General features: G+C 45.7%; 24 protein-coding genes and 1 tRNA gene. 14 read left to right on the forward strand and 11 right to left on the reverse strand.

The window, feature by feature from the left end; genetic code table 11:
* The 11 genes from ACYU8Y_RS16505 to ACYU8Y_RS16555 all read left to right on the forward strand — a co-directional run.
* Positions 1 to 217: DUF1353 domain-containing protein (locus ACYU8Y_RS16505; RefSeq protein ID WP_460939153.1), on the forward strand; the 217-nt coding region annotated here is incomplete at its 5' end.
* A gap of 111 nt (positions 218 to 328) precedes the next feature.
* Complete coding sequence (locus tag ACYU8Y_RS16510; protein ID WP_460939154.1) at positions 329 to 1,183, forward strand: S49 family peptidase; 855 nt, start codon at positions 329 to 331, stop codon at positions 1,181 to 1,183.
* Positions 1,176 to 1,676, forward strand: a complete 501-nt coding sequence (locus tag ACYU8Y_RS16515) for a hypothetical protein (RefSeq protein ID WP_460939155.1) — start codon at positions 1,176 to 1,178, stop codon at positions 1,674 to 1,676. Before ACYU8Y_RS16510 ends, ACYU8Y_RS16515 begins: the two co-directional genes overlap by 8 nt.
* 58 nt (positions 1,677 to 1,734) lie before the next feature.
* Positions 1,735 to 2,712: a hypothetical protein gene (locus ACYU8Y_RS16520; RefSeq protein ID WP_460939156.1), complete on the forward strand. Its 978-nt coding sequence runs from the start codon at positions 1,735 to 1,737 to the stop codon at positions 2,710 to 2,712.
* Positions 2,713 to 2,804: 92 nt separating this feature from the next.
* Positions 2,805 to 3,524: a hypothetical protein gene (locus ACYU8Y_RS16525; RefSeq protein WP_460939157.1), complete on the forward strand. Its 720-nt coding sequence runs from the start codon at positions 2,805 to 2,807 to the stop codon at positions 3,522 to 3,524.
* Positions 3,525 to 3,585: 61 nt separating this feature from the next.
* Positions 3,586 to 3,771, forward strand: a complete 186-nt coding sequence (locus ACYU8Y_RS16530; protein WP_460939158.1) for a hypothetical protein — start codon at positions 3,586 to 3,588, stop codon at positions 3,769 to 3,771.
* A 25-nt stretch (positions 3,772 to 3,796) separates the two neighbouring features.
* Complete coding sequence (locus tag ACYU8Y_RS16535) at positions 3,797 to 4,180, forward strand: hypothetical protein (protein ID WP_460939159.1); 384 nt, start codon at positions 3,797 to 3,799, stop codon at positions 4,178 to 4,180.
* Positions 4,181 to 4,257: 77 nt separating this feature from the next.
* Positions 4,258 to 4,599, forward strand: a complete 342-nt coding sequence (locus ACYU8Y_RS16540; RefSeq protein ID WP_460939160.1) for a hypothetical protein — start codon at positions 4,258 to 4,260, stop codon at positions 4,597 to 4,599.
* 77 nt (positions 4,600 to 4,676) lie between these two features.
* Entirely contained in the window at positions 4,677 to 5,225 is a 549-nt protein-coding gene (locus ACYU8Y_RS16545; protein ID WP_460939161.1) for a hypothetical protein, read from the forward strand.
* Positions 5,209 to 6,714: a hypothetical protein gene (locus ACYU8Y_RS16550; RefSeq protein WP_460939162.1), complete on the forward strand. Its 1,506-nt coding sequence runs from the start codon at positions 5,209 to 5,211 to the stop codon at positions 6,712 to 6,714. The genes ACYU8Y_RS16545 and ACYU8Y_RS16550 overlap by 17 nt, the downstream gene beginning before the upstream one ends.
* Before the next feature lie 397 nt (positions 6,715 to 7,111).
* On the forward strand, positions 7,112 to 8,818 hold the full coding sequence (locus ACYU8Y_RS16555; protein WP_460939163.1) for an AIPR family protein: 1,707 nt from the start codon (positions 7,112 to 7,114) through the stop codon (positions 8,816 to 8,818).
* Here the strand turns inward: ACYU8Y_RS16555 and ACYU8Y_RS16560 are convergent, their stop codons facing one another.
* From ACYU8Y_RS16560 to ACYU8Y_RS16580, 5 genes are all read right to left on the reverse strand, one after another.
* Positions 8,819 to 9,403, reverse strand: coding sequence for a recombinase family protein (locus ACYU8Y_RS16560; RefSeq protein WP_460939164.1), 585 nt, complete (start codon positions 9,401 to 9,403; stop codon positions 8,819 to 8,821). It lies immediately after the preceding gene.
* A 31-nt stretch (positions 9,404 to 9,434) separates the two neighbouring features.
* Positions 9,435 to 10,334 carry a restriction endonuclease gene (locus ACYU8Y_RS16565; protein WP_460939165.1) on the reverse strand — a complete coding sequence of 300 codons (900 nt, stop codon included), beginning with the start codon at positions 10,332 to 10,334 and terminating at the stop codon, positions 9,435 to 9,437.
* Between the two features lie 100 nt (positions 10,335 to 10,434).
* On the reverse strand, positions 10,435 to 10,905 hold the full coding sequence (locus ACYU8Y_RS16570) for a hypothetical protein (RefSeq protein ID WP_460939166.1): 471 nt from the start codon (positions 10,903 to 10,905) through the stop codon (positions 10,435 to 10,437).
* A gap of 201 nt (positions 10,906 to 11,106) precedes the next feature.
* A complete protein-coding gene (locus ACYU8Y_RS16575; RefSeq protein ID WP_460939167.1) occupies positions 11,107 to 11,526 on the reverse strand; it encodes a hypothetical protein in 420 nt (139 codons plus the stop codon).
* A gap of 72 nt (positions 11,527 to 11,598) precedes the next feature.
* The gene (locus tag ACYU8Y_RS16580; RefSeq protein ID WP_460939168.1) at positions 11,599 to 11,784 is read right to left on the reverse strand and encodes a type II toxin-antitoxin system HicA family toxin; all 186 of its coding nucleotides are present in this window, start codon (positions 11,782 to 11,784) and stop codon (positions 11,599 to 11,601) included.
* A 248-nt stretch (positions 11,785 to 12,032) separates the two neighbouring features.
* On the opposite strand from ACYU8Y_RS16580, the gene ACYU8Y_RS16585 reads away from it, so the two are divergent.
* Positions 12,033 to 13,253: an ImmA/IrrE family metallo-endopeptidase gene (locus ACYU8Y_RS16585; RefSeq protein ID WP_460939169.1), complete on the forward strand. Its 1,221-nt coding sequence runs from the start codon at positions 12,033 to 12,035 to the stop codon at positions 13,251 to 13,253.
* Between the two features lies 1 nt (position 13,254).
* Positions 13,255 to 13,851: a P63C domain-containing protein gene (locus ACYU8Y_RS16590; RefSeq protein WP_460939170.1), complete on the forward strand. Its 597-nt coding sequence runs from the start codon at positions 13,255 to 13,257 to the stop codon at positions 13,849 to 13,851.
* 163 nt (positions 13,852 to 14,014) lie between these two features.
* On the opposite strand, the gene ACYU8Y_RS16595 is transcribed toward ACYU8Y_RS16590, so the two are convergent.
* The 6 genes from ACYU8Y_RS16595 to ACYU8Y_RS16620 form a co-directional block, all read right to left on the reverse strand.
* Positions 14,015 to 14,383, reverse strand: a complete 369-nt coding sequence (locus tag ACYU8Y_RS16595) for a hypothetical protein (RefSeq protein WP_460939171.1) — start codon at positions 14,381 to 14,383, stop codon at positions 14,015 to 14,017.
* A 3-nt stretch (positions 14,384 to 14,386) separates the two neighbouring features.
* Complete coding sequence (locus ACYU8Y_RS16600) at positions 14,387 to 15,109, reverse strand: hypothetical protein (protein WP_460939172.1); 723 nt, start codon at positions 15,107 to 15,109, stop codon at positions 14,387 to 14,389.
* Positions 15,110 to 15,711: 602 nt separating this feature from the next.
* Positions 15,712 to 15,800: transfer RNA gene (locus ACYU8Y_RS16605), tRNA-OTHER, on the reverse strand.
* Positions 15,801 to 16,101: 301 nt separating this feature from the next.
* On the reverse strand, positions 16,102 to 16,392 hold the full coding sequence (locus tag ACYU8Y_RS16610) for a hypothetical protein (protein ID WP_460939173.1): 291 nt from the start codon (positions 16,390 to 16,392) through the stop codon (positions 16,102 to 16,104).
* A gap of 135 nt (positions 16,393 to 16,527) precedes the next feature.
* The gene (locus tag ACYU8Y_RS16615) at positions 16,528 to 16,938 is read right to left on the reverse strand and encodes a hypothetical protein (protein ID WP_460939174.1); all 411 of its coding nucleotides are present in this window, start codon (positions 16,936 to 16,938) and stop codon (positions 16,528 to 16,530) included.
* A gap of 104 nt (positions 16,939 to 17,042) precedes the next feature.
* Entirely contained in the window at positions 17,043 to 17,312 is a 270-nt protein-coding gene (locus ACYU8Y_RS16620; protein ID WP_460939175.1) for a hypothetical protein, read from the reverse strand.
* A 99-nt stretch (positions 17,313 to 17,411) separates the two neighbouring features.
* Between ACYU8Y_RS16620 and ACYU8Y_RS16625 the strand changes: the two genes are divergently transcribed.
* Positions 17,412 to 17,957, forward strand: a complete 546-nt coding sequence (locus ACYU8Y_RS16625; RefSeq protein WP_460939176.1) for a hypothetical protein — start codon at positions 17,412 to 17,414, stop codon at positions 17,955 to 17,957.
* The last annotated feature ends 335 nt before the right edge of the window (positions 17,958 to 18,292 follow it).

An 18,292-nucleotide genomic window follows, 5' to 3' on the forward strand; every position in this document is an offset into this window, starting at 1 on the left:
CCCGCCTATCGGGAAATCGAATCGTGCTACCATTCTGCACGATTGGTGGTATGATAACCGGCTGTTCGAGGAAACGCATGGGGCTAAAGAAGCCCGGCGGCTGGCCGATCTGGAGCTATATCATCGGCTGGAGGAGATCGAACCCAAAAAGAAGATCCGGAATTTATGCATGTTCCTGGCATGCCGGTGGTTCGGCAAGCCGTGGTGGGATAATTGATTTCATTCAATTGAAAAAGGGTCTGACAGAGAAGCAGCCCCTTTTTTTATGTCCTTTTGGTTTGGTTCACCCGGCTTCACCTTCGTATCGTTTTAAACCGCTATACGGGCAATGTACCAAAATCTTCTCGGCGCATGGGCAATCTCTGAATTACACAGCCGCGCCATCCGGGCTGCGCTGGAGACCAATCAATTCCGGCCCTACCTGGCAGGGTGCCCCGACGTTCCGTCCGGTGCTCTGGCCGCATCCGGATTCACCTATGAGAGCTACTTTTCCGACCGCCTGAGCATGGGTGCCAAGAGCGACGTGGTCGTGATTCCCGTAACCGGTACCATGAGCCGGGGCTACTCCTACGACAATTATTTTTCGAACACATTCCTGATCAGTTTGCTGGGCAGTATTGCCGAGTTCGACTCCAAAAAGGGTGTTATTCTGGATTACAATTCGGGGGGTGGTACCGTCGACTCGACCGATGAGTTCGCGGCTGCCGTGGCGGCATTCAGCCAGGTTAAGCCGATCGTTTCGCTGGTCAGTTGCTGCGGCAGTGCTGCCCTGTGGTCGGCTTCACCCTCGAACGAGATCATCATGCGCACCGGCCCGACCGCTCAGATCGGCTCGATCGGGACCATGTTCATCTACAACAACTACGCCAAGGCCCTGGAGCAGGCCGGTAACGCGGTCGAGATCTTCCGCTCGACGGGTTCGGTCGATAAGGCGAAGTTGAACGGCATCGAGCCGCTTGACGAAGCTACCCGGGCCGACATCCAGCGCAGTCTGGACGTTTCCAACAAAGCCTTCAAAGGGGCCGTCCGGGCGGGGCGGGGCAGCAATATCAAATCCGAGGAGATTTTCACCGGCAAGATGTACGGCGCTCAGGACGCCATCAAACTGGGTCTGGCCGATCGCACCGGTGACCTCAATAGTGCTTATCAACGAGTTATTCAATTATCTAAAAACTATGCTTAAAAACACAGTAACCGGTAGTATCCTGGCGAAACTTTTGCCAGCAACCGTAGCCAAGCACTTCCTGGAGAACGCTTCTCAGGATGAAGTCAATAAGGCCGAACAGGAAGCGGCCGTCCTTCATCAGCAAATGCAGTCAGGTGTTGAAACGACCCCGCCTGCTCCAGCAACACCAGTTGCGGCCGTACCAGCAGCTCCTGCCACACCAGCAGCACCGGTTACAGGGCCAACAGCCGCCGAGCTGACATCGCAACTAACGGCCATGTCGACCCGGGCCACGACGGCCGAGAGCCAGGTGGCCAGCCTGACCACGCAGTTAGCCACGTCCAATCAGGATCTGGCTCGCTATAAAGCCTGGCACGATAAGCACAAGACCCTGGCCACGGCACTGCCGGCAGCGGATGCTTTGAACAAGGACGATCAGCAGGATGCCAATCTGTCGACGGCTTCATCGAGCGCTTTAGCTCAGTTTCGTAAAGTCAGAGGGATCGCCTAAGCCAGGCCGCTAAAGCCCACTTTTTTCAACCGTATCACTTTCCTCTTTTTTTCTACTTATGCCAACGCCAATTATTGATTTTACAAACTTCGGGAACGACCTGCTGCGTACCGTCGAGAATTCGGGCGGCAACATCGTCGTCACCAATGCGGTGATGGACGGGGTGGCTGCTCTCCGGAATGATTTTACCACCGAGCTGACCCGTGACCGGGCGCTGCTGTTGTCGGCCGAGTTTATCGACGCCTTCAAAGCGGCCTCCCAGACGTTCACTGGTCAACAGGCAATGGTGCTGCGGCCCCGTTACGCCGAGTTCACCCAGGGCGATATCGACCTGGAGATTACCTTCGACGATATCCAGAAAGCGTACCGTTCGTACCTGGGCTGGATCGTGGAGCCTACCCGCACCGAGGCCGACGTGCGCGAGAACCCATTCGAGCTGTTCTTTATCCGGAAGATCATCTCGACGCACTTCCAGTTTGTGCGTATGAAAACGGCCTGGAAAGGGGTGTATAACCCGACGCCGGTGGGTGCTGAAAACATCGCCGATGGTCTGCTGAAGAAAACGGCTACTGGCCGCGCCACCGGTGGCGATATCAAAGCCAGCCACGTCTTTACGTCGGCCCCAATCACGATCAACAATGCCTACGACCAGGTGAACGGAGTGGCGGACCTGATCAAGACCACCCGGCCGGATCTGCTGAGCATTCCGCTCAACTATTACATCGCGCAGGTCGATTACGATCTGTACCGCAAAAACCGACGTACCCTCTTCAAAGAGCACGTTGGACCGGCCGATCAGCCAAAAACCCTGGATGACTATTCGAACATCACGTTCGTGATCGATCCAGGTCTGGCCGGTAAGAGCACGAAAGTGATCACGCCGAAAGAGAACCTGAAGTTCATTGCCAACGAGGCTCCTGGCGCGTACTCGATCAACATCGTCAAGCAGGTGAAGAGCTGGCAGATCAGCATCCGGGTATCGGTTGGTTTCGACTATGCCAGCCCTGAGCTGATGTTCCTGAACGACGCCGTTTAACCGTAGCGGAATCAACGCATTGTATTCCCGGCAGCGGCCGGTCGGCAGCTGCCACTTCCTTCCTTTTTTCAAACGTTTAGACAGTTAATTAAATGAAAGTTTCCAAGATGTTGCTGGGCCTGTCCCTTGTGATGTTGAGTGCCCTGGTCGCTGTGCAGACCAATAACGTATTGGCCGGTGTGGCCGTTATTCCGGCCCTGACCTACGGGGTGCAGTACACGACGGGTTATTCCCTGTTTTCCGGATCGGGTTTGGCCTTCGGTGCGCTGACGGCCGTGCAGAAGCCCGCGCAGGGCGTAGCCAACCCGGGCGGTGGTCGGCGTTTGTTTTTGGCCCCAGTAGATGGCATAACGGCCGAATGGCCGAAACTAGCCGATATCGTTGCAGGCAAAACAAGCGTAGCCCCCACGATGACTGCAGCCGTGGTCGGCCCCCCCGCTATTCCGGCCGGTGCATTTATCGAAGTGGCCGTTTCGGACAACAGTTTAAAAATTGACGGTTCGTTGAAAGGTGCCACCGGTTATCAGAGCTGGGAGCAGAGCCTGGAGGTAAAAATTGCGGGCTTTACGGCGGCTCAGTGTGACGCCATCCTAAAGCTGCTTAACCAAGAGGTTGTGGCCGTGGTCATCCTGACGGATGGTCAGCGTATTGTACTGGGCTCTAACTTTTTGGGTCTGCAATTCGAGATCATGCACACGACCGGCGCGAAGGGCTCCGATCGGCGTGAGTGGACACTGAAAGCCAAGCAGGACGGCTACATGTTCAACTACCCAATCCTGGCCGATACGGTCACGATCCCGGGCATCGCTTAATCTATCCATCACCTGGCTCCTGCCCCACTCGCTGGGACAGGAGCTTTTTTTCTGAATTACCATGGCAACTAAACCAACCCGCACCGTACAGGTGCTCTGCGATGAGAACACACAATTCGGCATTGGATCGGACACGATCCGGGTCGGCGATCTTACCCTGGAGCAGGCTGAGCTGGTAGCTACTCAGCACCCTGGCCAGTATGTGGCCATCATCGAAAAAAAAACCGACGACATCGCTCAACAGTAGCACCGGCGTCTAAACCAACCGAACAATGAGTACAATTTCACAACTCAGAGGGGCCAGAGACCTGGCGAAACTCAATCACAGCTCGTACGATAGCGAACAAACACTGGACATTCTGGAGGCAGCCGAAGCGGCTCTGGCAGCGGCTGAAGCGGCTGAATTAACGGAAGAAAGTAAACCGGTAAAGGAGGCCCTAAAGACACCGACTCCGGCCGCACCGGCGAAGCCAGCGACCAAACAGGCACCCGTTAACCCAAAGCCAGCGACGCCCGCTGCTGCACCGGTAGCACCCGTTACTCCAGCCCCGGCACCGGTGGCTCCTGCTACGCCTGCCCCCCAGGAAGGTGACAACCAGGACGAGACGACGGTCGAGAACCAGGACGACCAGACGGAAAAAAAAAGCGAGGAATAGTCGCTGACGGCTTAACTGACGAACAGAAAGAGCAGCTCTTGCTGGAGGCCGACAGGCTGAACAGCAGGGCTGCTCTTTTGTCTAACAGCCTGGCTGATTTTGCCGAAGATGACGTAGCCGGTCGACTGAAAGTCGTCGACGAGCTGAAACAGATCCGGGAGCTGTGGAAAGATGCTCAGTACGAACGGCACACCGGAAAAAAGCGACGGGAAACCAAAGCACCGAAGCCAACCCGGATCGACGGCAATCTGAACGAGGCCGAAATCAAACTGGAGTTGGCCCGGATCCGCACCAACATTTCCAAAGCCCAGACCAAACTGGCCGAGCGGCCCGATCATAAGAAAGCCTACGAATGGCAGGCCGATCTGGAGCGCCTGCAGAGCCTGAAGCTGGCTTACGAAGCTGAACTGAGCCAATAACCTAAAAAATGAAGAAGGCCCAGAATTGATGGCCACCGTGGCGCGGGCTTTTCCTGGAACCCCTATTTTTTACGATCGTGAGACAGCATAACAAATACCTAATTAAAGTCCAGGAGGAGCTGAGCATCTACCAACGCTACCTGCTGGATCCAACGCTTGACCTGACGAACACCCAGGCCGAGAATTTTGAGAAAATCGAGTCGGTACGTGCCTGGCTGCGCGATGGCTTTTCCGATGGCCAGGTGTTGGCCCGTATCAAACGCGTTTATCGGCTCCAGGAGCGCCGGGGCCGTGAACTGCTTGCCATGGCGTACGCGACGTTTGCCGAGCTGAGCATGAGCCGGGAAAAAGACGGCATCAAAGCCGTTTACGCTGAAATGTTCCGGCAGGGCGCAAAAAAAGCCGCTGAGATGGGCGATTACAAAGCCCAGGCCATGATGCTGAAGGAAGCGGCCAAAATCGACGGCGCTTACAACAACCAGAAAGAGATCGACGTCGAATCGAAGAAAAAACCGACCAAGGTGACGATCAAGATCCGGAACTACAACGCGGGTGCAGCAGCTGTGCAGTCGCCCGGCGATCCGACACCCAAAATTGAAGACGTAACTCATGAAGTCATCCCCTGAAGAACAAGAAAACCAGGACGAGATCGAACTGGAGGTCAACGAAAAACAGGGGCTTTTCCTGGACGCGGTCATTTCTCGCCATTTCAAGATGGCGGGCCTGGTGGGTGGCCGGGGATCAGGCAAGTCGGTCTCCCTGGCCGATCTGCTCAAAATTGCGGCTGAAGAACTACCCAAAGGCAAATGTGGCTGGGGCGTAAAAACCGTAGCCAAAGCCAAGTCGAAGCTCACCTCGGGACTAAAATCGCGCTGGCGTAAAGGGTGGAATTGCCATGAATATGACTGGAAAACCGGCACCGGTGAATACGTGCTCTGGCGAGAGCCACCACCTAGTTTCGATCGGGCCTACGAAGCCCCCGATAACTGGGAGAATTGCATCAGCTTCGCCAATGGTTTTGTCATCGAGCTGGAAGGCTTCAAAATGGCGAGTGAAGAAAACCGGGGCGCTAACTTCGATATGTACGTGGTGGACGAAGGTCTTAATTTCAAGAAAGCCTGGTTAACCGTGGTTTTGCCCACGCTTCGGGCAAATCCGGGAAAATTTGACTCTTGCCTGCACCACTCCTTTTTCGTGTTTTCCTCTCCACCCTGGACGCCTGACGGTCAGTGGATGTATGAAATTGAGGCCAATGCCAAAAAAGAGCCGGATCAATATTTCTACATGGAAATCCGGACGCTCGACAATCAGGCTTTTTTACCAGGTGATTATATACCTGGGCTAAAGAAGATTCTGACCAAGATGGTCTTCGAAGTAGAGGTCGAGGGCAAGCGGATCAGTAAGCTGCCTAAGACGTACTACCCATCGATGACCCGTGAGCGACACGTGCTGGAGGACCACGAGGAAGACGAGATGCTCATGCTGGAGGGTAATCTTTTTTACAACCCTAAGCAGGAGCTGGTGGCCAGTATGGATTTTAACGCGCACTTTACCAGCGCGACCTTATGGCAGGAGGACCAAACCTACGGCCGTCTGGTGGATGATGTATTTGTGAAAGAGGCCAGGGAAGATAACACGATGGCTCAGGCATGGGCCACCCTTTTTGTCGAGCGCTTTTCCAGGCATGTCAAAAAAAGGGTGCTTCTCACCGGAGACCGCAATGGTCAGAATAAAAGTGCGGGTTCTACCAGGACCATGTATGAGCAGGTGTACGACATACTGGATGCAGCAGGCTGGGATGTACTACTGGCACCACTCACCTACAACCCACTACATGTGACCAGGCACAATGACATCAACAAGGTGCTGGGTGAAGGTGATGACGAGATGTTCAAGGTACGCATCGATGGAGTGCGGGCCAAGGCCACCGTGGTGTCGATGGAGAACAGCCCCATCAAACAGAGCTACGAGAAAGACAAATCAAGTGAGTCGGATAAGGATACAGATCAGGAGCTGGCCACCCACTTATCGGATACGGTCGACTACTACATTATCCGTCGGATGAAAACCGGTGTTGCCCGGGCCAATGAAGACTTCGAGATCGAATTCTGGTAAGTGTCCGGTCGCATTTGAACGATCATCGAGCCAACGCGCAGCGAGACAAACCCAGTGATGCCAGGCGACGAAAACTCGTTGGTGTTACTGGGTTTTGGCTTTCAGCTATTCGCCATTTCCAAAAATGGAAATTTCCAAAATGCTAAAGGGCGGGGTCAATCGAGAAAAAGGCGCCAAAAAACAGCTATTTCATTTAAGCAATGCATTCTATATCAACCTTTTAGGTCAAATTTAATAGCCAAAACACTGCAACTTTTATTTTCCTTATCTAACACCTCACATCTCCCTGACAATCAAAAGATTATTTATAATATCTACAATCTAGGGGAATTCGTTTGTTCGTATTGATTGAATTATCGAATTTTGAGATTGACATATATATTAGAATAAAGAGCTTATGAGCAACGATAGATTAATAATCTCAAACATTCTGGATCAACAAATAAGAGACATAGGCTCAGATATGACTGAAGCCAAATTTTTTGAATTTTATTGTGCATTACAGATATTGAAAGATTATGATCTTTCTTATGATGAGATAATATCTGGAGTAATTGGTTCAGGCAATGATGGAGGAATAGACTCTTTACATATTTTCCTAAATGGTGAATTGATACAAGAGGATACAGTAGTAGAGAGCTTATCAAAGAGAAAGAAAAACTCAATTATTGTAAACTTAATTCAAGCTAAAAAAGCAAATGGTTTTAAAGAAGAAGTTATTAATAAGTTTATTAGTTCAACAGATGAGCTATTTAACTTGTCAATTCCTTTAGAAAGACTATCACCAGTTTATAGTAACGAATTAATTACATTAATAGGAAAATTTAGAGAAGTATATAAAGCTGTAATTACTACATATCCTGACATAAGTTTTAATATATCATATGCATCCTTAGGGGAAGAAATTCATCCTAATACTCACAGGAAAGTTGATAGATTACGAGAAGTAATAATTAATCACTTTGACAATGCAAAATTCAAATTTGACTTCATCGGAGCCAGAGAACTTCTACAAATAGCTCGTAGAGAACCGACTTCTAATTTCGAACTTGAGTTTGTTGAAAATCCTATTTCGACGGAAAATGGAAGCTACGTATGTTTAGTACCAATAAAAAGTTATTATAATTTTTTTGTAGACGAGAACAGTATTATAATAAAAAGAATATTTGATTCAAATGTGCGTGACTATCAAGGAAATGTTAAAGTTAATAAAGCTATTCAAGAAACTTTACAGAATCCGGGAAATGAAGATTTTTGGTTCTTAAATAATGGAGTTACAATTGTCTGTCCAAAAGCATCAGCAACTGGCAAAAGGCTTCTTATTGAAGATCCACAGATTGTAAATGGCTTACAAACTTCGTACGAGATCTATTCATACTTTAGAAATTTAAAGTTTGATAATAATGATCAAAGGAGAGTCCTTGTTAGGGTTATTGTAGAGCAGGATGCAGGAAGTAGAGATAACATTGTTAGAGCAACCAATAGTCAAACTTCTATACCCGAAACGTCATTAAGAGCGGCTGATAAAGTTCAGCGAGATATTGAAGATTTTCTTTTGCATAATGATTTTTATTACGAGAGAAGAAAAAATTATTACAAAAACAATGGAAAACCTGTATCTAGGATAATTAGTATTTCATACATGTCGCAAGCCGTCATTTCTATCTTATTGCAAAAACCAGATTATGCTCGTGCTAGACCATCAACTCTTATTAATCAAGACCAAGAATATACGACCATATTTAATGAAAGATATCCTGTTCAATTATATCTTTCATGCATAAATATTATGAGATTTATTGAAGAGACATTGAAGAGTTTTGTAGATGATATTCTTTTGTCAAGAAAAGATATAAATAATATTAAATTCCATGTTGCTATGGTTACAGTAATGCATCAGGCAAAAAACACTGAAAATGTTAAAGTTGAGGACATACTACTCATTGATACCAGCCAATTAGATAGGAATGAAATACAACAACATTTATTCAAGGTTTTACATATTTATATGGACCTTGGGGGAACCGATCAGGTTTCAAAGGGCCCTATTTTCACACAAACGCTATTATACACATATAGGAAACCTTTATATACAAAAAAATAATTAATTCCATTCTGAATTATTATACACATTCCTGTGCTTCAAATACTTATATACAGTAGTTCTGGAGATGCCCAGCTTCTCACCAATTAATTTGATGGCGTGGCCATCCTTGTAGAGTGACTCAGTTAGCCGGGCAAGTTTAAGCGCTTCATCGCTCAGGCCCACTGGCTTTCCACCGGTGCGGCCCTTCAGCTTAGCCGCTGCTAGCCCAGCCATAGTACGCTCCCGAGTTTGCGCGCGTTCGAATTCAGCCAGGCTACAGAAGATGTGAAAAATCAATTTTCCGGCCGGTGTGCTGGTGTCGATCTGGTCATTTATGCTGCAAAACGTGACTTTTTTGTCAGCAAAGTGATTCACTAACTCGATTAAATGAGCCAAATTACGGCCCAATCGGTCCAATTTCCAGACCATTACTTCGTCACCCGGCCGCAGTTGCTGCAACATTTTGTCAAGTTCCGTACGATTCCTACTGGATCCCGATACTTTTTCCTGAAATACCAGATCACAACCCTGTTTTTTAAGAGCATTAAGCTGTAAATCTAGATTTTGATCAATTGTCGAGACACGTGCGTAACCTATTTTCATTTTTATTTAAACATAAATTACTTTTAATTACTCAATTAATTGCTCGATCGTAATCAAGCGAAGAAATCTCACTCATTTCTTCAGTAACTTCCGCGTATGAATTTAGATAATTGAATTTATCAATATCTATCTTATTGTTAGGATTCAACTTAAAGGCACTATAGCTAACAGTAAAATGTATTGGTGTTACTTCGCCAGTTATATGGTCTTGAATTTGTGCGTACTCAATTGGGTCAACGAAAAAGAAATAGTAATCTGTTTTGAAATTAAAATTAAATTCAATATTTACTGGTAACCATATATCCCCAATATTTGCTGGAGCTCTCACGCCAAAGTATGGCTTCTTAATAAGATCAATTTTATTCTCTTTCAATATTTTATTTATATGTTCACGTAAAGTTTCTGAAGTTTTACCGTCATCAAAACTTACCCTTGTGAAGCTTTTAACATCACGATTCTGGTGTATATAGTGCTGAAAATGAGTTGGTATTCCAGGAAAGTTGATAGCTATATCTACATCTACAGGTCTACTTTTTTTATACAATATCGGTATTTGAACTTTTATTGACCATTTAGGATGATTAATATCCTGAACTGTATAAAGATCTATTCTTTTACTTTTTGCATACCGCCGAATTGAGTTAGCGAATCCAGCAGAACATATTAAAAAGCCTTTAGTTGCTCCCACGTCCTCTATAACAGATGAGAATTCACCAACTTTAATGATGTCTGCCTTTCTAGTATAATCTTTACATTGAATTAGATACAGAATTTCAATACTATTAATAAACCCTCTGATTGTCACATCGATTTGTCGTTGAATACCACTAATTTTTCCAACAATCTTTTCGTCTAATGTCACTTTGAAATCAGGGAAAGCAATCTTCATTTTATCATATATGAACTTTTCATACTCTTTACCAGGTGCCATATTAATATGCGTTTATTAGCTATTTTTTAGTTGTTTAAATACTGGCGCATCCTATTCTCATTCAGATATGTAGGAAAGGTTTAATAGTTGTGATTTTGCTTCAACTGTTCACTTGGTATGTCCTTAAACTCATCTCTAACAGATACCAAGTGACATAGAAAACAATACCGGCTATCATGAACTTAAATTGCAGTTGAGAAAATTTAGCTGCTTCATCAAATAAATCATTAACAAGCCTCCTTGCTGTAAGCTCATATTCCGGATTTCTACCATCTGTTAGTGAAATTCCAATGTCTCCACGCTTTGGTTTTTCATATCCTTCGAAATATTCTTCCAAGCCGATATCAACCTGGAGCGATTCCATTTTCTTAGTGACATGCCTGCAACCAAAGAAGAAGCTCAGCCCCCATGCTAAAATAGCTAACCCCAACGGTAGCAAGGCCCATTCAAAGCATCTACCATCCGTTTTCTGAATAGTAAATACAATCGCGGATCCAGCTGCCGTTAGTAAAAAGTAGGTATACTTTTCCTGTGCTGTTTGAAACTGCTTGTAAGACTCTGGTTTAGCCATTGTGATTACGATTGGTAATGTTCAGCATAACGGTCGGTATAGTGAACACAAAGATAACTAATCCGAACCGGGCAAATAGTGTCCAGAATACTTGTTCAGTATTGTGTGTCCAGTTGTACCCGTTATTCTGAACACACCGACACAAAAAAGCCCGGAATTGCTCCGGGCTATTCTTATTGATGTTGATGGACTGTCAACTGGCTAGTTGGGAATCAAGGTCACTTTCGCCAACCGTTCGGCCAGTTGGTGAATAGCTTTCTGAACCTTGGCGACCTGGTCGGCCGAAGCCGTTTTAAATCCAGATGCGTACTGCCGAAGCAACGTTTCGTTAATGCCTGCCAGCTTGGCAATGCGATTGATCTTGAGTTCACCAAACAAGGCGAAGAACGAGGTCAGATCATACTCAACCTCGTAAGTGATCTTGTACGCATCGACGCCATTCCACTCGGCATAATTAATGCCTTCGTGAGCGATAAAATCAGCAACCAACGCTTTCAGATTGTCGATTACTTCCTGTTCGGAATTGCCAACCGTCGTCAACAAAAAATGGCCGGGCGATTGTATGCTGCCACCGATCTCATCTGTATCATCTTTTTCGATTACAACTTTTAAAATGTTCATTGTAGGTAATTGGTTTGTGTACTACCATAGGATATATTACTAATCATGTAGAAAAGCCCCGAAGCGCAGAGCTTATTTCAGCCCCGCCTGCTTCAAGAGTTTGTTCAAGAGACCCGGTTTGATGTCCTGTTTACCGTGGTCAGGAACCGTAATGATCTCTCGAAAGGCAGGGTTTTTAAATATCCGGTGGCTTCCCGTCTGCCTTTGTTCTTCCCAGCCCGTAGCCTCGAGCTTCCTGATTAGTTCACGTGCTGTCATGTCTCATTGTCTATTCGCTTAACAATTCAAAGGTATCTTTTTCGTTACCTGTTTGCAAATTTTTAGGTAACTTTTTCAATACTTTTTTTTCGATAATACAATCAGACATGCTCGTCGTGCTTGAGAACTAAGAGCTTAGCATGTTATCCAAGCAGCTATTTGTATTTTTACAAATATTTTTCGCAAATGGTGTTTTATTGAATAAGATCAACTATTTTTGATTTGTAAAATTACAAATTAATACGGTCATGGCAGAGTACGACGATATTTTTAACGAAGAAGACCGACTATTTCTTGAGAGGGCACTTACAAACTCAGGAGAAGATTTAAAGGAGTTGTTTGAGAAACGGCTTGTTGAGCTGGGTATAAATCAAACCTTGGCCTTATCAATCTTGGATATTGAGAGCAGGGCTTTGACTGGAATACTAGATGGTACCCAAAAAAGGTTAGATTTTCTAGCTCTACTTCGATTTGCCCGTTTTTTGGAAAAGCCTGTTGATGATGTTGTGAGCCTGCTTTTTGATAAACTTATGGTTAACTATGGTGAAGAGTTGGAAGATTATAAAATAAGAGAATTTATAGTCAACAACTTTGATCTTAACGCTTTATATAAGATTGGCTTTCTTACTAGTACTACTGACTATAAGTATATAAACGAAAGAATTATTTCTTATTTTGGTTATAAGTCAATTTTTGAATACAAAAACGAAAAATTTGATGCTGCACTAAGCAGTAGCGTAAAGCGCAAACCAAAAGACAAACTGACGAAAAATTTTTGGCTAAAGTCAGCTAGGAAAAATGTGCTGAAAATAAACAATTACTTTGATTATGATAGGGCTAAGCTCTTTGAGTACATACCTAAGCTCAAATGGCACTCTATGAACGAAGAAAAAGGACTTTATCAGACAATCAGAGATCTATTTAAACTCGGTGTAACAGTAATCTTCGAACCATATATTGAAGGTATCTATGTGAGAGGCGCAACTTTTGCCGTAAATGATAAGCCTGCAATTGTACTGACAAACTACACAAATTATTATCCATCACTATGGTTCGCCTTGATGCACGAAATTCATCATGTATTGTACGATTGGGAATCTATACAAGCTGATTCGTATCATATATCAGGCGCTCTTGATTTATTTTCTAAGGAAGAGGTTGATGCAGATGACTTTGCCCGCAATTGTCTAGTCCCAACAGAAATGATGAAGGATGTTGTGCCATACATAGGCAGTTCGACTTATGTGAAGGAGTTCGCTAAAGCCAACTACATCCATCCTAGCATAATTTATATTTTCTATTGCTGGGATAACCAGGAAACTGATAAGAGAGTATGGGGGCGGTTCACTGATCAAATCCCAAACGTGAGCAAAGCTATTAGTGCTTTGAACGGAAATCCGTGGCAGAATCGAAAATCGATAAATGAGATCACTCAGCAACGTCAGGAGGAGGTTTTTAAAGGATTATAATATGTCAACGCCAGAGAATTCAGATAATCACAATAGGGTGAATAAGACCAAAGTAGGAAAACTAAGTCCAGAAGAAGAAAAGCGACTGCTTTATTCCAATATTCAAAACTTTGTTCACGTACAGGGTACGGATGAAGAACTTGACAGGAAAAAGGAAAAGTCTATTCTAGTAGAGTACAAACGACATAACCAGAAGAGTGATAACCCAATGATTGGGGATGTTAAACCACATGTAGTTACTTTTCCCAAACCATTTTATATATCATTGCTCAGGTTGTTAGGTTTACCTCATGATGACGAAAGCCTAAAAAGAAAGCCGAGAATTCTAGCTCGAATTACAAACCAAGTTATCTATTTGCGTTTCCCAGAGGGAACGCTTAAAGAATTGCAAAGTCGTAATCCAGTGACTGCTGAAGGATACCGATTATTAAAACATTTTCAGCTTCTTTCCGACAAAGGCGAAGAGCATTTAAAGGAGTTTATTGAGAATGTAATTGAAGTAGCTAAGGATTGTACATCATACTCACAATTTTACCAACGGTTGCGAAAAAAAATGGGCAGATCGTGGCAAATAAATGCATTTGAGGAGTATAATTAATCCTGATCATCAGGCATTTATTGCCGATCAGTACACCTTATTCCGGTGTAATACTAGACGGCACAAGCATCAACAAAGAACTATATTAGTTTGTTACTAGCCCTCCCAGGCGGCAAAGAACTGCTCGCCCGAGAGGGTTTTATTTTGAGAATAGTCGGACATGTCAGGCTGATAGTTGATGAATCAAATCACCTAGAACATACGTCTGAGTCAATGGATCACTGTAGTTGATAACGGCCTGGTCTAGCTTGTTTAGAAACAGTTGTTGCCATTCACCAAGGTAAGTGCCTGGCATATCCTGATGCAGGGATTTGGCCACCGGCAGGGGGATCGACATCCAGTACGTTTTGTTGTCCGGACGAGACATCCAGAGCAGGAACCGGTAGGAATTCCATTTAGCCAGGTACTGAGCCATGACCAGCATGTTTACCGACTGCTTTTGAAGGGGTAGCTGCCGATGGCCTTCGGTAGCCTGACGCATGAAAAAGATCATGGCCGCAAATTCCTGGGGGGTAATTTTCAAGCGTAGCATGGGCTAGCGGTTGGATTTGTGTTTACCGAATAGCGACTGGAGCGACGCCTGGGCCTGCATAGCTTCTTCGTGGGCCTCAGCGGTGGGGGCGGTATGAATGGCGTGGGCTATTTCGGCGGAGTTGTCGGTGATGAAGAGTTCGGGTTGAAAATCGACGTGCTTGAAGTACCAGGTCTCCATGCACTTGGCCGAATATTTCGGGATAAGTACTTTACAAAAATTAAGCAGCTCTTCTTTGGAGGTGAAATTGTACTTGCTGTGGTCGAGTTCAACGAAGTAAACCGGCTGTCGAACGTTTCGCCGTCGGTCCTCGATGGGTGGCAGCTGGCCAGTGGTCAGGAACATCGTGTAATAGTCATCCAGGAAGTTCATGATCGGCTCGGTTTCCTTGACCCAGCCGTAGGCTACATATTCCCGTGGGTGTAACTCGATCAGTTTGGTGTGCAGTGCTTTGGGTAAGCCGCGCGTCTGCTCGTAAATGACAATGGCGTCACAGCGCGACAAATAGGGCAACACGGGGTTAACGAGCTTCTTGTACAACAATTCCAGCTTATTGGTATTCTCGAAGCCCTTGCCTTTACTGTATCCATCCATTAGGGGCACTTTGTTGCCCTGGTAGCCGGGCGTCAGGTACAGCTCCCATCGGAAGGTCGAATTCATTGGATCGGACTCAAATTTGGTGCCCGAATAGTTGGCTTTGCGGGGGTAAGTCGCTGGTTGGTTCATGGTCAAAAGTTTGGGGGTTATGAGAGCACCGCAGCCGCGGACGGTCGCCGATACGTCGGACCGTACCTAGTGCGAAATGGGGCAATTGGGGAGGAGTTGGGCCGTCGATGAGACCGGCCTCATTTAAAAATTTTTTTTCGCCCTAACATGTACCTGTTAACCTGACAACAAGGCTGAATAACACGTAGTGACCTCAGACTAACCCGATTAACTTTTTATATAGCTCTACCCTAACCGAATAACTGCGCATTCGGAGCTAAAAAAATTGATTTGAAAAGGACATAGTTTTTTTGGTCAACGGCTGAGTTATTTTTTTCAGCGGTATAGCAGGTACGGGATGCGCGTGGGCATTCACAAGGCTGATTTGCAACTCAGCTTTGGCATCCGGGAACGGTATGTTGGTCTGGCCTACTTAAGGCGGCACATAATGAGGGCAGGCGATTTGTTGCCGCATAATCGTGGAGTCGATGGCTGAAGCCATTCAGTTATTCGCTAAGGCGTCCAAAAATTCCAAATGGGTTCAAATAAGCCGGTAGCAAAGCCACCGGCCTGTCCCATTCTCAACCCTTGTAACCTTCGACATGCAGGGCCTTCCTGCATTGGGGCGAGGACCGGTTTCGAACCGGCCACCTCAGGTTTATGACCGAGCTTGCGATCAAGACCTGCGCTCTACCAACTGAGCTACCTCGCCAAGTCTACCGGGCCAGATTCCAGCCCGGTAGAGCCGATTCTATCCACACCATTACTCCCTTGCGGGAGTACCAAAGAGCATCAGATGCCCTCAAGTTTCTTTATAAAATGTCCATGCCCAGGTCCAATGCGTCGAAGGATAACCCAGCCATTTAGGCATGCATATCAATTCGACTAATCTCTCGGCTAAAGGTGCCATATGACCGTTTTTTGCTAGATTTGCACCTCTGCAATCCAGTCGGAAAGCAGTATAGATATTTGTTACTTACAGCCCGTCATCAGGGATGACGGGCTGTTTTCATTCAGGCCGTTGCCCCGTTGTAGCGGCCCCGGTTCAGATTTACATTGGCCGCTATACGCTGATATTCTTTAGCAGCCCAGGCATTGGCCCGGTTCAGGAAATCCATCACCTCCTGCTCCGTAAAGCCAGCAATATGTCGGCGAACATCATCTGCCGAATCACCTGGTATCCACTCGTCGAAACGCATCATTTTATCGACGAACACGCTGGCCACGATCAACCATATGTCATCTTCCTCGATGCGCTCCAGCAGCACCTGCGTTTCGTTGATGATGATAATCCGAAAGTCCATAGCCTTGCCGAATGTGCCGGGGCCGTTTGACCCGTAAGCTGTTAAGTGTAAGCGTTACTGAGCCAACGATAATGGTAAATAACAAGCCCCAGAATAGCCAGTGGGCGTGGGTGAAGGCAAATAGCTCAATCTCTTTCATAGCGGTAACTTGATCAGGTTCGATGGGTCCAGCAGCGAAAACACAAACCGGTTATAAGCACTGGCCCTTTCAAAGTCTTCAATATCACGGGCTCTTACGAAGTAGTAGCCAGCGTACCTAGCCAGTAGGGCGCATTCCGGATATGTAAAGGCGACACTCGCCAGACCCGTTTGGGGCTTACGAAACAGTGACGCTTCCATCTCCAGTAATTCGAACAGGGTAAAGGGGATCGGACGCCAGCCTTTGGCCTTGGCATTAATATCCAGTTCGAGTTGAGTTTTTACGAACGTGATGCCATCCGGATCGGGCAAAACAGACACCGTAAGCGGTTCGAATAGGCATACCTCTGTCTTTGACAGGGCCACTTTCGAGGGCTGTTTCTTGAAGAATGAGAGAAATTTAAACATCGGATTTTCAGTATAGATATATGAAAAAAATAGGGGGTCCGCCCCTGCGGTAATACGCTACAAAGACTTTTGAACCTGACCCAAAAGGGAGTCAATGAGATTGATCATTTGACAGAAGTTGTAATACCAAAATAATGAGCCGTTTCCGGCATTACTTTCAGAAAGATATCGCGCAGGGGAGCTTTGGCCATTTTTAGATCATGTCCCTCTTTACTGGCTACTACTAACCAATGACGAAACAGGTCCACCTTCTTTAACTCGAGGATGATTTCATCACGCTTTAACGGCCCAGCATTTTGGTAGGCAGACCACAATTCGTTTTTACCGACTGTTGATTTCTGGACCGTTTGCATAGAAATAGCTTGCTTTTTCAATAGCCAATACACTATTTTGTATCAGTCATTTACATTAATGACAATGCAAGACTAATACAAATGTTAGTTACACGCAAATAAATATTAATATTTTTTTCTATGGAGAAGATTATGGAGAAAATTAAGGATAGGATTGGAGAAAAATCCAGTCCTATAAAGTCCTTAAAATCACTAGCAGAAGCTATTGGTATGTCCGAAGGAGGCTTCTATATGATGTTCAAGAAAGGAACAATGAAGATAAAGACAAAAGAAGCTATTTGTAAAGCTCTCGATGTTAGTCAAACTTATTTTGACGATGATGACTCATATTTAAATGAGCCTAATGAATCTTTCGGCGATGATGTTCTTTCACGTATCACGAAAGAGATGCATGAAATGAGGCAAGTATTTGAAGAAGAGCTTAAAGCTAAAAATTTACAAATAGCAGGACTCCAGCGGATGCTGGAATCTGTACTGGGAAAGTCTGAGGGTGCTATCTCAGAGCCACTTTCTGCCGGATTATCTGGTTTTAATGCGTTACTGAATTCTTACCGGGCAGCGGCCGGATTGGAAGAACTATTTAACCCTAAACCCACGAATAAATCTGGTAGCAAAGTAGGTGGCACCCCTTTCTCGCAAGCCGAGAACGCGCTCAACCTTATATAGTTACGAGATGGAGGTACAATTCCTCTCTCTCTGCAAAGTGACCCTTTTTAATAACCAGGTGCCCGAAACTAGCCGTTTCGGGCTTTTTTTTGCCCTTTTCTGCCGTTTCTGGCCAGTTTTTCTCTTTTGGTAGCAATACTGGTGACGCACACTTTTACTTGGTAGCGCACCTTGTCCATTCCCTCACCTTTTTCTTATCCAAAAAAGTATGCGTTCCCTTGTTTTAAATATAACTATCCGAAGAGACACCCACGAGTAAAATTCATACCGGTTAATCAACATAGCTTCATTTATGGTCATCAAATAGTCCACACCGCGCTGTACCAAATTTTTTC

It is taken from the genome of Spirosoma humi, assembly GCF_054776575.1.

What these genes read in the sequence shown, in the direction of transcription:
- ACYU8Y_RS16510 (WP_460939154.1), top strand. Translation starts at nt 329, where the DNA reads ATGTACCAAAATCTTCTCGGCGCATGGGCAATCTCTGAATTACACAGC.
- ACYU8Y_RS16515 (WP_460939155.1), top strand. Translation starts at nt 1,176, where the DNA reads ATGCTTAAAAACACAGTAACCGGTAGTATCCTGGCGAAACTTTTGCCA.
- ACYU8Y_RS16520 (WP_460939156.1), top strand. Translation starts at nt 1,735, where the DNA reads ATGCCAACGCCAATTATTGATTTTACAAACTTCGGGAACGACCTGCTG.
- ACYU8Y_RS16525 (WP_460939157.1), top strand. Translation starts at nt 2,805, where the DNA reads ATGAAAGTTTCCAAGATGTTGCTGGGCCTGTCCCTTGTGATGTTGAGT.
- ACYU8Y_RS16530 (WP_460939158.1), top strand. Translation starts at nt 3,586, where the DNA reads ATGGCAACTAAACCAACCCGCACCGTACAGGTGCTCTGCGATGAGAAC.
- ACYU8Y_RS16535 (WP_460939159.1), top strand. Translation starts at nt 3,797, where the DNA reads ATGAGTACAATTTCACAACTCAGAGGGGCCAGAGACCTGGCGAAACTC.
- ACYU8Y_RS16550 (WP_460939162.1), top strand. Translation starts at nt 5,209, where the DNA reads ATGAAGTCATCCCCTGAAGAACAAGAAAACCAGGACGAGATCGAACTG.
- ACYU8Y_RS16555 (WP_460939163.1), top strand. Translation starts at nt 7,112, where the DNA reads ATGAGCAACGATAGATTAATAATCTCAAACATTCTGGATCAACAAATA.
- ACYU8Y_RS16560 (WP_460939164.1), bottom strand. Translation starts at nt 9,403, where the DNA reads ATGAAAATAGGTTACGCACGTGTCTCGACAATTGATCAAAATCTAGAT.
- ACYU8Y_RS16565 (WP_460939165.1), bottom strand. Translation starts at nt 10,334, where the DNA reads ATGGCACCTGGTAAAGAGTATGAAAAGTTCATATATGATAAAATGAAG.
- ACYU8Y_RS16570 (WP_460939166.1), bottom strand. Translation starts at nt 10,905, where the DNA reads ATGGCTAAACCAGAGTCTTACAAGCAGTTTCAAACAGCACAGGAAAAG.
- ACYU8Y_RS16575 (WP_460939167.1), bottom strand. Translation starts at nt 11,526, where the DNA reads ATGAACATTTTAAAAGTTGTAATCGAAAAAGATGATACAGATGAGATC.
- ACYU8Y_RS16580 (WP_460939168.1), bottom strand. Translation starts at nt 11,784, where the DNA reads ATGACAGCACGTGAACTAATCAGGAAGCTCGAGGCTACGGGCTGGGAA.
- ACYU8Y_RS16585 (WP_460939169.1), top strand. Translation starts at nt 12,033, where the DNA reads ATGGCAGAGTACGACGATATTTTTAACGAAGAAGACCGACTATTTCTT.
- ACYU8Y_RS16590 (WP_460939170.1), top strand. Translation starts at nt 13,255, where the DNA reads ATGTCAACGCCAGAGAATTCAGATAATCACAATAGGGTGAATAAGACC.
- ACYU8Y_RS16595 (WP_460939171.1), bottom strand. Translation starts at nt 14,383, where the DNA reads ATGCTACGCTTGAAAATTACCCCCCAGGAATTTGCGGCCATGATCTTT.
- ACYU8Y_RS16600 (WP_460939172.1), bottom strand. Translation starts at nt 15,109, where the DNA reads ATGAACCAACCAGCGACTTACCCCCGCAAAGCCAACTATTCGGGCACC.
- ACYU8Y_RS16610 (WP_460939173.1), bottom strand. Translation starts at nt 16,392, where the DNA reads ATGGACTTTCGGATTATCATCATCAACGAAACGCAGGTGCTGCTGGAG.
- ACYU8Y_RS16615 (WP_460939174.1), bottom strand. Translation starts at nt 16,938, where the DNA reads ATGTTTAAATTTCTCTCATTCTTCAAGAAACAGCCCTCGAAAGTGGCC.
- ACYU8Y_RS16625 (WP_460939176.1), top strand. Translation starts at nt 17,412, where the DNA reads ATGGAGAAGATTATGGAGAAAATTAAGGATAGGATTGGAGAAAAATCC.